Raw genomic sequence first — 16,158 nt, forward strand, 5'->3', positions numbered from 1 at the left:
GCTCGATTCCGGCAAGAACTGGCGCCGCTACTAGACATGGTAGGGGGCTTCGTCAGGCACACGCAATTGGACCAAGGTCCTATGCCGCCCCGGCGGGCCGACAGGAGTCGGCGTCGCGACAAGATTCATGTCGCATGTTGGCGCGGCCTGACCACACCCGCGAGAGCGTCGCGGTGCTCAGATTTTCAGCCGCGAAACTTTGGTTCCTGACAGCGAGACGTCTCCCATCAGGCCGGCATTGGTCAGCACAATCGCATTGACCGGCGCGGTTGCGGTCGACGTGTCGAGTACGCCGTTGGCGCCGACCTTCAATAGCGCGACCGACCCTTCTCCACCGGCCGACCAGCCCTTGGAATGGCGAAAGCTGTCGAGCGCGTCTTCGGTCATGAACAGGAAGATGATCGCTTTTGATTGAGCACCTGCCTGCAAGCCGAATGATCCCGATACCGTGCTGTAATAGCCTACAGACTTCCCGCCGACATGCAATGCGCCTTCGCCATACTCGCCACCGGCGATGAAGCCGACTTTGATCACCGATGGGAAAACGAGCACACCGTTCGCCTTGGCGACCAGTTCCCTGGAACCCTTGACGCTTGCATAGAGCTTCGACAAGGTTCCTTGCACCTTGGCATCGATCTCCCTGCGCTTTGATGAGTTGGACTCGTTGGCGGCGGCATCGCTTATCACGCCCGGCGAAACGATGAGCATAAAGCCGGCGACAGCGAACCCCGCGATGCCCGTCTGCAGAAAATCTCTCCTTTCCATGATGACTCTCCTCGTCGTTGAACGGCTTCGTGTACGAACTTGATTCAACGTTGCTTCGACATGTTAGTCCTGAGGCCTTCGCGAGAGCATAGATAAATTTGTGCCGCCACCCGCGGCGTCTGTTCGCCAGCGCACGGAACGAGGCGCAAGACAGGCGAATAGTGGCAGTCCCACCAGGCTCAACAGAGAATCCTGATGCGCGCCTACCTCTGTGTTCTCCTGTTCGTCGCGTCGTTTCTGATTGCCGGTTGCAACACGCCGCCGATTCCGCCGGGTAAGCCGGTCGATATTCCCACGGCGCTGAAGCAGGTGATGGACGGCTTGTGCGATGCAAAGAAGGATCTGGTGGCGCGGCAACAGGACGCCGGTGTCGCGCTTGATTCGATTACCGTGGAGCTTGATCTGACCGTGGATGGAACAAAGAATCCTCCCGTGGCTGTTGCTCCGGATATCCAGTTCATCCCGACAGTCAGCTACGGACAGATCATCACGGCGACCAAGGGAAGCAGACTGACGCTTTCGTTCAGGAATACGGGCACCCATGGCGCATCCGGTGGTGTCGAGTGCCATGGCTCGAGGCCAGCGAATTGAATGGCCAAAGCGATTCACGTCAATGGTTCGCATACCTCACGTGATATGCCGTCGACATCGCGTGACTCGCCGGCTTCGCCCAACTGTATCAGCCGCCTAGCGCGATGATGATCGCAAGCAGCGCAACCCCAATTCCAGACAGTGCGAGACCGGTCAGCCATGGCCTTCCACCGGCATAACGACCGAGCGCATAGCCGCCGATGAACAGCGTGACGATGGCCAGCATGTTCGAGACGCGCAGCGCCAGTACGATCTGCGAAATGAAGATGAACGGAACCACGATCGGAAAAGTCGCCAGCACGACGAGGGCGAATATGCCGAATGCGGCGGCATAGTCTCTCCCGACAAGCCGGATCGTCGGCGCGTGCACACTGAGCAACCCCTGATGCAGTGCGTCAAGCGCGGCCGGTTGGGCGACGGCTGCGAAAAGTTGCGGGAGCGCATTTGAAATCAGGCGGTGCGTCTCAGGCTTATCGTGTGCTGTCCGAAGCTGTGCGAGCAATGTGTGCTTTCTGCGTCGCTCGGTTGCTATGCGTATGAGGTACATAACGGCATCCACGAGTCCCCAGGCGAGGTTGCAGCCGAGCGCGGTGAACATCATCGTGCGGACTTCCTGACGGCCGGCGGTTGCAACGCTAAGGGCGCCCGTGAATGAGAGTGCCATCAGCACACCAAAGACGATCTCGCAGACTCGGTCGATCGGGTCAAGCAAGGGCTCGCGTTCGTTTGACACAATAGGCGCTCCGTGTGGTCCTGCCTGATTACGTCAAGCCGTCGGCTTGCAGATTCGTCACAATCGGATAAACCCCTGAATATGCCACTCAAGCTGAGTATATACATCACGTAGACCAACACTGGCTGGTGTCCGATCTTTGGACCCTTGCCGCGTGAGTGCGGCTTCGATCATTCAGCACCGGTCACCGGATGAATGCCACAAGCTGCTCGGCCAATAGCAGCAAGGCGATCACGATCATGGCCGCGCCGGAAAACTGGCTTACCTTATAAGCGACCGTCGGGCGGGCGCGCAAGATGGCTTTCGAACTCACGCTGACAAGCGAATAGATCACGGCACAGTTGAGAATCTGCACGAGGCCCATTGCGCCGATTTGCGCAGAGACCGGCCATGCGCCGTCGCGGCTGGTGAACTGCGGCAGCAGCGCCAAAAACAGCAGCAGCGCCTTTGGGTTTGCGCCGCTAATGGCAAACCCCCGGATGGCCCACCCCAATGAGGTGCTCGACGCGCGACCCTCTCTGACAGTCGGAAGCGAAGGACGTGCAACGATAGTGCCGCCAAGCCATAGCAGGTATCCCGCACCAACGAAGGTCAAGATGGTGAGGAATGCTGGAAGACGTGAGACGAGCGTGCCGATGCCCACGGCGACTGCCAGCGTTATTGTCAGGTAACCGGACAGCATCCCCGCTATCGCGGGCGCGATGGCCCGGCCGTGCATCCCGGCCGAGATGGCATAGGCCCAGTCCGGACCCGGAATGATCACCAACGACAGCGAAACGACCCAGAAAGTCAGCAATACATTGAACGCCACAGCGGTCATTCCCCATGAGTGAGCATGTTGACTCGATGAGGGAATAATAGGGCGTCGCTCGCGCAAGGTGCTCGCTATTTCTTGCTGCCAGGTAAGCATATAAGCTAGTATCTTCCATATGGACCAAACCGACAGAAAGATTCTTGCTGAGTTGCAGCAGGACGGACGATTATCCGTCACGGAACTGGGGGAGCGCATCGGGCTCAGCCTTTCTCCGTGCCATCGGCGCGTCCGGGCATTGGAGCAGGCGGGCGTGATCAGCGGCTACCGCGCCGACATCGACCCGGTAACGGTCGGCCTGAACTTTTCAGCCATTGTTTTTGTGACGCTGCGCGAAGGTAGCAGCAAGAGCGTGCAGGCCTTCGAGTCCGACTTGCTGGACATCCCGGAGATCATTAGCGCCGAGCGCCTGTTTGGCGATCCGGACTACATGCTGCACGTTGTTACGCATGATCTGCGGGCGTTCCAGACACTTTATGACCGCAGCCTGTCGGCTTTGCCTGGCGTACTCAGGTTGACTTCAACGCTCGTGATGAAAAGCATCTTTCAGAATCGGCCACTCCCGCTGTGAATGGTTATGCCACGCTCAATGGCATTGTCATGTTGCTGGAAGCGACCGGCGCGGCGTTGAACCTGCGGATCGGTTGACACATTGAACGGATTCCGCAAAACCACATTCCTGCGAACCTGATGTCACGCGAAAGCCGCGTCTTCAACCATCCGTCGAAACCGTAACGTCCTCCCACGCACCGATTTCATCTTTCAAGGCCGACAATTTGTCTCGCACGAGCCCGAGTGCGTCGCTGCCGAGCAGGAGATGTGTTGGCGGCCAATCCGCGGCAATAGCGGCGAGCATCGCGCGTGCCGCTTTCCTGGGGTCTCCCAATTGCCTACCGCTTTTTTCCTCGCGGGCTTTGCGGATCGGATTGAAGATAACGTCATAGTCTGGAATAGAGCGGGGCGTGCGCGTCATCGAGCGGCCTGCCCAATCGGTGCGGAACGAACCGGGCGCCACCGCCGTCACTGCAATACCGAAGGGCTTGACCTCCTGGCCCAGTGCTTCTGAAATGCCCTCCAGCGCGAATTTGCTTCCGCAGTAATACGCGATTCCCGGCATCGTGATGTAGCCGCCCATCGACGTGATATTCAGAATGTGACCGCGGCGCCGCTCACGCATGTAGGGCAGAACGGCCTTCATCATGGCCACCGCGCCCACGACATTCACATCGAACTGCTGGCGCATTTCCGACAGCGGCGATTCTTCCACGATGCCTTCGTGACCGTAGCCGGCATTGTTGACGAGGACATCGACGGGTCCCACGTTCGCTTCGATTTCCGCCACGACGCCGTCGATGGCGTCGAAGTCGGTCACGTCAAGCACGCGTCCAAAAGCAGCCGTCGCTGACAACGCGTCGAAATCATGCTTTGCCTGGGCACTTCGCACCGTCCCTACGACGGTGTGCCCCGCGGCTAGTGCTTCTTGTGCGAGCGCGCGGCCAAAGCCGCTGCTGACGCCCGTAATGAGCAGAATTTTGCTGGATGCCACTGCAGTTCTCCCGGATGTTGATTGGAGAGTGCATACTAGTCTGGCGGGTTTGATCGAATAAGCCACATTTCGCTGATTTTCTTGCATAAAACTATGAGCACGAAGCGTCTCGCCAAGCAGCAGCTTGAGGATCCATCCGCACCCTCGCGCAACCAGAAGCGTATGGTCACGCTGCTGCGCGCGTTGGCGCCTGAGGAGGGCTACAACCTGACGGCGCTGCCGGGTGTGCGCATCCTGCGTTCGAACCGCGTGCTGTCGCGCACGCCGGTGCTATACGATCCCGGCATCGTGATTGTTTGCCAGGGCCGCAAGCGAGGTTATTTTGGCGGCCAGCTCTATCTGTACGACGAGCGTCACTACCTGGCCGTATCTGTGCCCGTACCGTTCAGCATGGAAACCGATGCGACACCGGAGCGCCCGTTGCTCGCGCTGTATCTGCACCTCGATTTCACAATGGCCGCCGAACTGGCGGCGCAAATCGACCGTGAAGGCGCAACCGAGCGTGTGCAGGCGCCTCAGAGCATGATGTCGACGCCGATGGATGACGCGATGCAAGCGTCCGTGTTGCGCTTCCTCGAGGCGATGCATCAGCCGCTCGAAGCCGCGGTTTTGGGCGCCGGCCTGCTGCGTGAACTGTATTTTCGTGTGCTCACCGGAGCGCAGGGGAGCTCGATGCGCGAAGCGTTGGCCATGCGAGGACAGTTCGGCCGGATAGGCAGATCACTGCGCCTGATCCATGCCGGCTACGCAAAGCCTCTCGACGTCACGCAACTGGCCGAACAGGCGGGGATGAGCATTCCGAGTTTCCACAGCCACTTCAAGGCCATCACGCAGGTGTCGCCAATGCAGTATGTGAAGTCAACGCGTCTGCATCAGGCGCGGCTGTTGATGGTGCGCGAGAACCTCACCGCGGAGGCCGCGGCGCACGCTGTGGGGTACACGAGCCCGTCGCAGTTCAGCAGGGAATTCAAGCGTCTGTTTGGCTTGACGCCGGCCGCGGAGACGAAGCGCATGCGCGCGAGTTTCGCCATTCCGGCAGCATTCGCTGACGCAGCGTATGTCTCGTCACACTGAGCCGGGTGCGTTCCATTTCGACCGTAGCATGGCCGGGGCGGCGTCGCACACTCAAGAGATGGTGTACCTGTTCTGCGGACCGCCGTTATAAAGCGTTCGGGCCAGTCCCAGAATCCGGTCGCGGTTGCGGTCGAAGGTTGCAAGCAACGAGGACTCGCCGGAATCCGCGCCTGGGTTGAGCTTCGTCAGCATCGAGTCGTCAACCAGAAAGGCTATCTCGCGCGCGTTGTCGTAGCCCCAAAAACACACGCAGTGCCTGGACGCGTCGTACATGCGACTGGGATTAGGAAAGTGAAGCGTCGCTGCGTTTTTCATCTATTCACCAAGAGAAATATATCGCCACTTGCTCGCATTGACGTCGATGCGGGCGTCCATCTCACGCCGCTTCTGGGCACGCTCGTTTTCCGCCTGCTCCCGTGCAGAGACGCGTGCCTTCTGCTCGTTGACGTAGGCGTTTTGTCCGTCAAGCGAAGTTGAATACGTTTTGATCTTCGTCGGCATGCTGGCTCCGTTAACGCATTGTGAATACCAGGGTCGCGCCGCTCACGCAGATCACGGAATATCGCCTGGTTGATGAGAAGTGCTATTAAAGTACCGGCTGTGATGCGATGAACCTACATGCGCCCGCGCGCCACTCAAGACCTAGTGTCCTGGCGCCTTCATTCCTTCGGCTTCCATAGAAGCATGACGCTCCTCGCTGGCTTCAATGGGGTCCATTGCCTCGTCGACCGTGGCTGTCGCTCGTTCCGTTGCCGATCTGGCCGCGTCGACAATTGCACCGCATTCTCCGTCTTCCTCGTGCGGAGGACGCAGCATATCGTCTAGCATGGCCTCCAGCTCCGGCGTGTCCCACGGTGCGCCGAGCTGCTTTCTTCGCTTGATGTAGTGCCTCACTTCCGCATCATGCTCCTGAGTCAGCGGAAGGCCGCGAAAAGTGCTTTGAGGGGTGGCTTCGACCATGATGCTGCTCCTGCAGGTGCGATGCTCCCAGTGTAGTCTCATTGTGCTGAAAAGCGCGACTATCGGTCAGTGCGTTGACCAATCCAGTCGATTCCCACCGACTATCCGGCGAGTGGGCGTGTCCATTTAGCCACCCATAACTAAATCCACATGCCATTTCACATCGCCGGTTAATGCCTGCTTTGGCCCGGCCCGCAACGGTCTGCCTGCTTCGGTATAGCCCCATTGAAAATAGATCGCGACGGAACGGGCAAATGCGCCCAGAATGGAGACGAGTCGTCCGCTTTCGCGGTCGAAGTAATGGGAGAAACACCATGGCAAAGGGTCAGCTACGCGGTAATCGCGAGGCAAAAAAGCCTAAACAGCCGAAAAAAGTACCGTCTCCTGCAGCAGATCTATCCTGGGCAACAGCCCCGAAGACGTCCGCCGCCAATTCACCAGCGAAAAAGAAGTAACCAGCACCTGAAGACGCAGAGCGAGGTCTGCGTCTTCTGATCTCCCACTTCCACGCGCACCGCCTGTCCGGTGCTAAACGGGTTGAGCAGCGGGGTTGACCGGCACGGTCTACCAGCGGCCCGCCCATTTTCTCTTTGCTAGTGCATGTGTTGCGCAAGCACGCGCGACGTACCGCACGCGAAAAGCAATGGCCGGGCATGCGCCGTCTCTTCGCCAGTGGCGAGGCTGCTCGCGTGCCGTCACGCGCGCGATTCTCCCGGCGTTCGTCATGCTGGCAATCCGTGCTCACGACCACGGAACATCGTAGCGATGATGTCCGGCACGCCTTTCAACAGCGTCGTGCGCGGGCGTTTTGCCTCGTCCGCTGAAGTCACCTAACCGCAGGAAGGGCGTCTGTGAATACATTGCTTCAAATTGCCGCGCGATTCCGCCCGCGCTCGCCGCCGTGGACCGACACTGCGCCGGTGCGCGACGAACTATTCGGTGTCGAACGGCTCGAGCAGCACGCGCAGAGCCTCGCTGCCGCGCAGCCGGTTACGCAGAACCCGCCCATCGTGCTGGCGCTGCACACGCGCCTCAACGACAACGCTGCCGTGCTGCTGGCCGCTTACCGCGCGAGTGCCGCGGAACTGGAGAGCGGCCGGGGCGTCGAGCCCGCAGCTGAATGGCTGCTCGACAACTATCACCTCGTCGAAGAACAGATCCGCGAGATTCGCGACGACCTTCCGCCAGGCTACTACCGTCAGTTGCCAAAGCTCGCGGCGGGTCCATTCGCCGGCTATCCGCGCGTATTCGGCCTCGCGTGGGCGTTCGTCGCCCATACCGACAGTCACTTCGACCCACAGGTGCTGCGCCGTTTCATCGACGCCTATCAACGGATTCAGCCGCTGACGATCGGCGAATTGTGGGCAGTGGCAATCACACTGCGCATCGTGCTGATCGAAAACCTGCGACGTCTCGCCGACCAGATGACCGCAGGCCGCATCGCGCACGCGGACGCCGACGCGCTCACCGAGCGTCTGCTCGAATCGGGCAGCGCGCGTTCCGCGCTGGAAGCGGATATCGCTACACGTTCATCGGGTGCGTTGTCGGAGCCGTTTGCCGCACAACTCGCCAAACGGCTGCGTGATCAGGATCCGCGTACCACGCCGGCGCTCGGCTGGCTGGAAGAGCGGCTGAAATGCCAGGGCCTTTCCGTCGATGAAGTCGTGCAGCATGCACAGCAACACCAGGGCGCGTCGAACGTCACGGTGCGCAATGTCATAACCAGCATTCGCCTGATTTCCGACATCGACTGGACGGAACTGTTCGAGAGCATGAGCCTTGTCGATGCGCGGCTGCGCGCGGGCAGCGCGTTCGGCACGATGGATTTTCCGACGCGCAATCTGTACCGCAGCGCGATCGAGCAACTGGCGCGCGGTTCGTCCGCGAATGAACTCGAGGTGGCCGATCTCGCGCTGCAGTCGGCGCAAGCGGCCATTGCAGCGGCGGGCGATACGGCGCATGCGGGTCGTGCTGGGGAGCCCGGTTATCACCTGATCGCCGAAGGCCGGCGCGCGCTCGAGCAGGCATTGGCATTTCGGCCGCCGCCGCGTCTGCGGATCGCGCGATTCAGTGTCCGTCTCGGCATCGGCGGCTACGTCGGCACGATCCTGACGCTCGCCGCGATACTGGTGGCGCTGACTTTGTGGGCGGTGTGGGCGCTGTGGACCGCGCCGCCGCGAGAGGCCGATGCGTGGTTACTCGCGTTGTTTGCCCTATGCGGGTTCCTGCCTGCCACGGAGGTCGCGACCGCGCTCGTCAATCGCGCGGTGACGCGGGGTTTCGGCGCAGTCATGTTACCCGGGCTCGAACTGACGGCGGGCGTGCCGTCGTCGCTGCGCACGCTGGTCGCCGTGCCGACGCTTCTGACCAGCGAGGCCGAGTTGCGCGAGCAGATCGAACGTCTCGAGGTGCATCATCTGGCGGGCGCGGGCGGCGACCTGTCGTTCGCGTTGCTGGCCGACGGGCTCGATGCCGATCAGGAAGTGCTGCCCGGCGACGCGCCGCTGCTCGCCGTCGCCGCCGAAGCGATCGACGCACTGAACCGCCGACACGAGCAAGGGCCGGGCGGCAGCCGTTTCCTGTTGCTGCACCGCCGCCGCGTGTTCAACGCGAGCGAGAACAAATGGATGGGCTGGGAACGCAAACGCGGCAAGCTGCACGAACTCAACCGGCTGCTGCGTGGCGCGACCGATACGAACTTTGTGCCGATCGCCGGACGCGCACCGCAGGTGCCGTCAGGTGTGCGCTACGTCATCACACTCGATGCCGATACGCGTCTGCCGCGCGACGCCGCGCTGCGCCTGATCGGCAAGATGGCGCATCCGTTGAACCGGCCGCAATTCAGCGACATCGAGCAGCGCGTGGTGAACGGCTACGCGATCCTGCAGCCGCGTGTGACGCCGTCGCTGCCCGTTGGCCAGGAAGGCTCGCTTTATCAGCGTGTGTTCTCCGGTCCGGGCGGAATGGACCCGTATGCGGCGGCCGTATCCGACGTCTATCAGGACCTCTTCGGCGAGGGCTCGTTTACCGGTAAAGGCATCTACGACGTCGATGCATTCGAAGCGGCATTGCAGGGCCGCGTGCCGGAAAACGCGCTGCTCAGCCACGATCTGTTCGAGGGCATTTTTGCGCGCGCGGGCCTCGCATCCGATGTCGAGGTAGTCGAGGAAGTGCCGTCGCGTTACGACGTCACCGCCAAGCGCCAGCATCGCTGGACGCGCGGCGACTGGCAGTTGCTGCCGTGGATCGTCGGGCGTCGAGGCCGTGCGCGGCCGGCGATGCCGTCCATCGGCCGCTTCAAGATGCTCGACAATCTGCGCCGCTCGCTGCTCGCCCCCACAATGGTCGCCGCATTCGCGCTGTGCTGGTTGATGCCGGTACGCGCCGGTCTCGCGGGCATCCTGGCGCTGTTGGGCGTGCTCGCCGTTCCCGCGTTTCTGCCGACGCTATTCGCAATCCTGCCGCGGCGTGCCGGGATTCGGCTGCGCAATCACTTTCGCGTCCTCGCTGCCGACGTGCGGCTTGCGGCATTGCAAGTCGTTCTATCGGCCGCGTTCGTCGCGGATCACGCCTGGCGCATGGGCGATGCGATCGTGCGGACGCTGGTGCGCCTCGTCATCACGCGTCGTCGCCTGCTCGAATGGACGACGGCAGCTCAATCGAAGGCCAGCCCGCGCCTCGATTGGCTCGGCTTTTATCGACAGATGACCGGCGGCATCGTGCTCGCACTCGCGTTGTGCGCCGGCGCGCTCGCCATTGAGCCGGCGCATTGGCCGCTCGTGCTGCTGTTTGCGTTGCTGTGGCTGGCCGCACCGGCGCTTGCGTTGTGGTCGAGCCGATCGCCGGCGGTTGCAGGGCGATTTGCAATATCCAGCGGTGATGCCCGGGAACTGCGCCTGATCGCGCGGCGCACATGGCGTTTCTTCGAGACCTTCGTTACGCCGCTAGAAAACATGCTGCCGCCCGACAATTTCCAGGAGGACCCGAAGCCGGTCATCGCGCAGCGCACCTCGCCGACCAACCTCGGGTTGTATCTGCTGTCGGCCGTCGTCGCGCGCGATTTCGGCTGGGCCGGGACGGCGGAAACCGTCGACCGCATCGAAGCCGCCTTTGCCTCGATGCAGAAACTTCCGCGTTTCAAGGGCCATTTCTATAACTGGTACGACACGCGAGACCTGCGGGCATTGGCGCCCGCGTATGTTTCGTCGGTCGACAGCGGCAATCTTGCCGGCCATCTGATCGCGCTCGCCAACGCGTGCGAAGAATGGCTGCAAGCGACGCTTGCGCCGGCTGCGAGGTCCGGAATACGCGATAACCTGCAACTCGCGCGCGAGGCGGTCGACGCGCTGCCGGCGGCAAACGCGGAGCATGGCAAACAGCTCGTCGAGATCTTCGAAGAAATCGATGCGCACCTGCGCGGCCCGCAGATGCTCGACGCGTTGTCGCCGTTGCTGATCCGGCTCACGAAGAAAGCCGCGCAGACGACGCGCGCGATCATGCCGGCCGGCGGCGATGGCAGTTATGCCGACCTGATGTTCTGGATCGAAGCCTTGCATCGCAGCGTGAGCGAGCACAGTCGCGACCGGCAGCAACTAGGCGCCGTGCCGCAACTTTTGCAAACACGTCTGCGTTCGCTTGCCGACACGTCGCGCGAGATGGCGCTCGGTATGGACTTCGCGTTTCTGCTCGATGCGGACCGCAAACTGCTGTCGATCGGCTACTCGCAGGCGGATAACAGCCTCGACGCGAACTGCTACGACCTGCTTGCGTCCGAAGCGCGGCTGGCGAGCCTGTTCGCGATCGCCAAGGCAGACGTGACGACGCGTCACTGGTTTCGCCTCGGCCGCGCCGCGACGCCGGTCGGCAAGGGTTCCGCACTGATTTCGTGGTCCGGGTCGATGTTCGAGTATCTGATGCCGTCGCTGGTGATGCGCGCGCCGGTCGGCAGTCTGCTCGAACAGACCAGCCGGCTGGTCGTGGAACGGCAGATGTCCTACGCACGGTCGCTCGGTATGCCATGGGGCATTTCGGAATCCGCGTATCAGGCTCGCGATATCGAGTTCAACTATCAGTATTCGAATTTCGGCGTACCTGGCCTCGGCCTGAAACGCGGGCTCTCCGAAAACCGGGTCATCGCACCTTATGCGACGGGCCTGGCGACCATGGTCGCCCCGCAGGCCGCGCTCGAGAACTACGCGCAACTCGCGAGACTGGGCGCATTGGGCCGCTACGGCTTTTACGAAGCGCTCGATTTCACTCGCGCCCGCCTGCCCGATGCAGAGCGCTTTGCGATCGTCCGCAGTTTTATGGCGCACCATCAGGGCATGACGATCGTTGCGATTGCAAACACCTTGCTCGATGCGGTGATGCGAGCGCGCTTTCACCGCGAGCCGATGATCCAGGCCAGCGAACTGCTGCTGCAGGAACGCATGCCGCGCGACGTCGCCGTGGCGCATCCGCGTGCCGAGGAAGTGAACACGTCCGCAGCGGACGCCTGCACGATGCCGCCGACCATACGCCGCGTCGTCGAAACGACGGCGGCTAATGGTCCGCCGATTACCCATCTGCTGTCTAACGGACGGTATGTGGTGATGCTCACCGCAACCGGCGCCGGTTACAGCCGCTGGCGTGAGCTGGCTATCACGCGCTGGCGCGAGGACGCGACCCGCGACCACTGGGGCTCGTTTATCTTCCTGCGCGATACGCTGGGCAGCCAGGTATGGTCCGCAAGCGCGCAACCGGTCGTTTCCGAACCCGAATACGGCGACGTCGTATTCGGCGAAGATCATGCGGAATTTACGCGTCGCGACGGATCGCTCACCACGACCATGGACGTGCTGGTTTCCGGCGAAGCGGACGGCGAAGTGCGTCGTGTCTCGCTGGCCAATAGCGGGCGCAGCGCGCGCGAAATCGAATTGACCTCATACGCGGAACTCGCGCTGGCCACGCCGGCTGCCGACAACGCGCATCCCGCTTTTTCGCGGATGTTCGTGCAGACCGAGCAACTCGCCGAATTCGAAGCGCTGGTGGCGACGCGGCGTCCGCGCTCGCACGACGAGGTCCAGGTCTGGGCTGCGCATTTCGCGGTGGTCGAGGGCGAGATCGTCGCCGAGCCGCAGTACGAGACGGATCGGCTGCGCTTTCTGGGCCGCGGCGGAAATGCGCGCACGGCGGCGTCGATCGTCGATGGCCACCCGCTCTCCAATACCACGGGTACGGTGCTCGACCCGGTCTTCTCGCTGCGCTACCGCGTGCGAGTCCCGCCGGGCAAGGTTGTGCGCGTCACATTCTGGACGGTGGTGGCCGAATCGCGCGCGCAGTTGCTCGATCTCATCGACCAGCATCACGACCGCAACGCATTCGATCGCGCCAAAACACTCGCGTGGACGCAAGCGCAGGTGCAATTGCGTTACCTCGACGTCGAGGCCGAAGAGGCGGCGGACTTTCAGCGGCTCGCGGCGCCGATCCTGTATGCCGACTCGCGCTTCAGGGCGACGCCCGACGCCATGGTGCGCGGCGCGGGTGCGCAGTCGGGCTTGTGGCCGCATGCAATCTCGGGCGATCTGCCGATCGTGCTGCTGCGCATCGGCGATGTCGAAGATATCGCGCAGGTGCGGCAGCTACTGAAGGCGCACGAATACTGGCGCATGAAGCGGCTGGCGGTCGATCTGGTGATCATCAATGAACGCGCTTCGTCGTATATCCAGGAGTTGCAGGGGGCGATCGAAACGGCGGTGCGCAGCAGCCAGTCGCGGCCGCGCGTCGACGGCGAACTCGCGCAGGGCGCGACCTACGTGCTGCGTGCCGACCTGATGAGCGTCGAGACACGGGCGCTGCTGTTATCGTCGGCGCGCATCGCGCTGATCGCGCGCCGCGGCTCCATCGCTACCCAGCTTGGTTACCTGTCGCACATGCCGGTATCGGCATCCGCGCCTCGCCGGCAAAAAACGCCGTGGTTATCGTCGTGGCCGGCGCTTCCTGATACGTCCGCGCTGCCGACGCTGACTGCAGGTCTCGAATTTTTCAACGGCCTCGGCGGCTTTGACAGCAACGGCAGCGAATATGTGACCGTGCTCACCGAGGGCGCCAGCACACCTGCGCCCTGGATCAATGTGATTGCCAACCCCGGGTTCGGCTTCCAGGTCGCAGCGGAAGGCAGTGGTTATACGTGGGCCGGAAGCAGCCGGGAAAATCAGCTCACGCCATGGTCGAACGATCCCGTTGAAGACCCCGCAGGCGAAGCCATTTACGTGCGCGATGAAACGACCGGCGACGTGTGGACGCCTACTGCGCAGCCGATCCGCGACGGCGGCGTATACGTTGCGCGTCACGGGTACGGCTACAGCCGCTTCGAACACGAAGCGAACGGCATCGCACTCGGCTTGCTGCAATACGTGCCGCTGGCCGATCCGTTAAAGATTACCCGGCTGACATTGCGCAATCTGTCCGGCCGCAGACGGCGGCTATCCGTCACCGCGTGGCTCGAATGGGTGCTCGGTACGTCGCGAGGCGCATCGGGACCGTTCATCGTGACGGAAATCGACGCGCTCACAGGGGCGATGCTGGCGCGCAACCCGTGGAATACCGCCTTCGGTTCGCGCGTCGCATTCGCTGACCTGCGCGGCCAGCAAACGGCGTGGACGGCCGATCGCACCGAGTTCCTCGGCCGCCACGGCGACGCAGCCGCGCCCGCGGCATTGACCGGCAACGCGCCGCTGTCCGGCGCGACCGGCGCGGGACTCGATCCATGCGCGGCGCTGCAGACATTCGTCGAGCTGGGCGCGCACGAGACGGTCGAAGTGGTCGCATTCGTGGGTCAATGCGCATCCGTCGACGACGCACGCGCACTGATCGAACGCTATCGTGCAGCGGACCTCGACGTTGTGCTTGCCGACGTGACACGGCATTGGCAGAACGTGCTGGGCGCCGTCCAGGTGAAGACGCCGGATCGGGCGATGGATCTGATGCTCAACGGCTGGCTGCTGTATCAAACGCTCGCGTGCCGGGTCGAAGCGCGCTCGGCGTTCTATCAGGCAAGCGGCGCGTACGGGTTCCGCGACCAGTTGCAGGACATGATGGCGCTGACACATGTGCGGCCCGACGAAACGCGACGGCATCTGCTGCGTGCCGCATCGCGGCAATTCGTCGAAGGCGACTTTCAGCATTGGTGGCTGCCGCATTCGGGACAAGGCGTGCGCACGCGGATCTCCGACGACCGCGTGTGGCTCGCCTTCGCGGCGGCGACGTACATCGGTTGCACGGGCGATCGCGCGGTGCTGGACGAGGTCGTGCCTTTCCTCGACGGTCCGCTGCTGCAACCCGATGAGCACGACACGTTCTTCCAGCCGATGCTCTCGGAGGACGCCGCTTCGCTGTTCGAACATTGCGCGCGGGGTCTCGATCAATGTATCGAATTGACCGGCGCGCACGGTTTGCCGCTGATGGGCACGGGTGACTGGAATGACGGGATGAACCGCGTCGGCGCAAACGGCAAGGGGGAAAGTGTGTGGCTCGGCTGGCTGCTGTTGCGGACCATCGACCTGTTCGCGCCGCTCGCCCAATCGCACGATCCGGCGCGGTGCGCGCGCTGGCGCGCGCATGCGGTGTCGGTGCGCGAGGCGCTGGAGCGTCACGCATGGGATGGCGAATGGTATCGCCGCGCAACTTTCGACGACGGCAGTTGGCTCGGTTCGAACAGCAACGACGAATGCCGGATCGATTCGATTGCCCAGTCATGGGCGGTCCTGTCGGGCGCGGCCGATCCGCAGCGCGCGCAGCGCGCGATGGCTGCGCTGGACCAACACCTGATCCGTCAGGATGACGGTATGGCGCTGCTGTTTACGCCGCCATTCGATCGGTCGTCGCACGACCCGGGCTATATCAAGGGATACCCGCCGGGGCTGCGCGAGAACGGCGGCCAGTATAGCCATGCGGCGATGTGGGCGATCTTCGCGTTCGCGAAACTTCGCGACGGCAACCGGGCTGCCGGTCTGTTTTCGCTGATCAACCCGGTCAATCACGCACGTACGCCGACGGAAATCGATCGCTACAAGGTCGAGCCCTACGTGGTCGCGGCGGATGTCTATTCGGTCGCGCCGCATGTCGGGCGCGGCGGCTGGACGTGGTACACGGGGTCGGCGGGATGGATGTACCGGGCGGGGGTCGAGGGCATTCTGGGGATTCGCCGGGAAGGCGATTTTCTGCTGGTGAATCCCTGTATTCCAGACTTGTGGCCGGGCTTCGAAGCGACGGTCTACGTGCAGTCGACGCGCTACGAAATCCGTGTGGAATCGACCCCGGACGCTCGCGCGATGCGTATTGTGCTCGACAGCAAAGCTGTCGATTGCGGCGGCGAGGGCGCGCGCGTACCACTCGATGCCGGCTCGCATACGCTGTCGATTTCGATGTGCTCGGGTGTCGCTGAGGAAATCGACTCGCGCGAGTCGGCCGTGTAACGCCGTCCTCCGCCGCAGGTCCGGTTTCCTCGATCAAGGTACAGAAACGGCGCGGCTTTCAGCCCGATCGAACCGGGTGCCGCGCGCACTGGTAAACCACTATCGCGCGCCGATTGGTCTGCCAGTAACAATCCATTCTGTCAGACGGGAAGGTATTCGCGCATGCCTTTCGTTTCGCTTCGAGGGGCGTCTTTGAAGCGGCCATTCCGCTGATTCGGCGAGT

11 protein-coding genes are annotated in these 16,158 nt (G+C 62.6%); 4 read left to right on the plus strand and 7 right to left on the minus strand.

What is annotated here, in order from left to right; genetic code table 11:
• Positions 1-177: 177 nt before the first annotated feature.
• Positions 178-765 carry a BPSL1445 family SYLF domain-containing lipoprotein gene (locus HV675_RS09920; protein ID WP_175110720.1) on the minus strand — a complete coding sequence of 196 codons (588 nt, stop codon included), beginning with the start codon at positions 763-765 and terminating at the stop codon, positions 178-180.
• 195 nt (positions 766-960) lie between these two features.
• Between HV675_RS09920 and HV675_RS09925 the strand changes: the two genes are divergently transcribed.
• Positions 961-1,356 carry a hypothetical protein gene (locus tag HV675_RS09925; RefSeq protein WP_175110721.1) on the plus strand — a complete coding sequence of 132 codons (396 nt, stop codon included), beginning with the start codon at positions 961-963 and terminating at the stop codon, positions 1,354-1,356.
• An 88-nt stretch (positions 1,357-1,444) separates the two neighbouring features.
• Here HV675_RS09925 and HV675_RS09930 read toward each other — a convergent pair whose 3' ends face one another.
• A complete protein-coding gene (locus tag HV675_RS09930; protein ID WP_246270168.1) occupies positions 1,445-2,068 on the minus strand; it encodes a VIT1/CCC1 transporter family protein in 624 nt (207 codons plus the stop codon).
• Positions 2,069-2,273: 205 nt separating this feature from the next.
• Positions 2,274-2,909: a LysE family translocator gene (locus HV675_RS09935; protein WP_175110723.1), complete on the minus strand. Its 636-nt coding sequence runs from the start codon at positions 2,907-2,909 to the stop codon at positions 2,274-2,276.
• A 109-nt stretch (positions 2,910-3,018) separates the two neighbouring features.
• Here HV675_RS09935 and HV675_RS09940 point away from each other — a divergent pair, with 109 nt between their 5' ends.
• A complete protein-coding gene (locus HV675_RS09940) occupies positions 3,019-3,471 on the plus strand; it encodes an Lrp/AsnC family transcriptional regulator (RefSeq protein ID WP_175110724.1) in 453 nt (150 codons plus the stop codon).
• A 141-nt stretch (positions 3,472-3,612) separates the two neighbouring features.
• Here HV675_RS09940 and HV675_RS09945 read toward each other — a convergent pair whose 3' ends face one another.
• Positions 3,613-4,446, minus strand: a complete 834-nt coding sequence (locus HV675_RS09945) for an oxidoreductase (protein ID WP_175110725.1) — start codon at positions 4,444-4,446, stop codon at positions 3,613-3,615.
• A 162-nt stretch (positions 4,447-4,608) separates the two neighbouring features.
• Between HV675_RS09945 and HV675_RS09950 the strand changes: the two genes are divergently transcribed.
• Positions 4,609-5,520: an AraC family transcriptional regulator gene (locus HV675_RS09950; RefSeq protein WP_175110795.1), complete on the plus strand. Its 912-nt coding sequence runs from the start codon at positions 4,609-4,611 to the stop codon at positions 5,518-5,520.
• A gap of 51 nt (positions 5,521-5,571) precedes the next feature.
• Here HV675_RS09950 and HV675_RS09955 read toward each other — a convergent pair whose 3' ends face one another.
• The 3 genes from HV675_RS09955 to HV675_RS09965 all read right to left on the minus strand — a co-directional run bounded on the left by HV675_RS09955 (position 5,572) and on the right by HV675_RS09965 (position 6,480).
• On the minus strand, positions 5,572-5,835 hold the full coding sequence (locus tag HV675_RS09955; protein WP_175110726.1) for a DUF1488 family protein: 264 nt from the start codon (positions 5,833-5,835) through the stop codon (positions 5,572-5,574).
• Entirely contained in the window at positions 5,836-6,021 is a 186-nt protein-coding gene (locus HV675_RS09960) for a hypothetical protein (RefSeq protein WP_175110727.1), read from the minus strand. It abuts the gene before it with no gap.
• A gap of 141 nt (positions 6,022-6,162) precedes the next feature.
• Positions 6,163-6,480, minus strand: coding sequence for a hypothetical protein (locus tag HV675_RS09965; RefSeq protein WP_175110728.1), 318 nt, complete (start codon positions 6,478-6,480; stop codon positions 6,163-6,165).
• 851 nt (positions 6,481-7,331) lie between these two features.
• On the opposite strand from HV675_RS09965, the gene HV675_RS09970 reads away from it, so the two are divergent.
• Positions 7,332-15,935, plus strand: a complete 8,604-nt coding sequence (locus tag HV675_RS09970; RefSeq protein WP_175110729.1) for a glycoside hydrolase family 94 protein — start codon at positions 7,332-7,334, stop codon at positions 15,933-15,935.
• Positions 15,936-16,158: the final 223 nt, after the last annotated feature.

Origin of the sequence: Paraburkholderia solisilvae (assembly GCF_902859875.1) — a bacterium.
Lineage (GTDB): Bacteria > Pseudomonadota > Gammaproteobacteria > Burkholderiales > Burkholderiaceae > Paraburkholderia > Paraburkholderia solisilvae.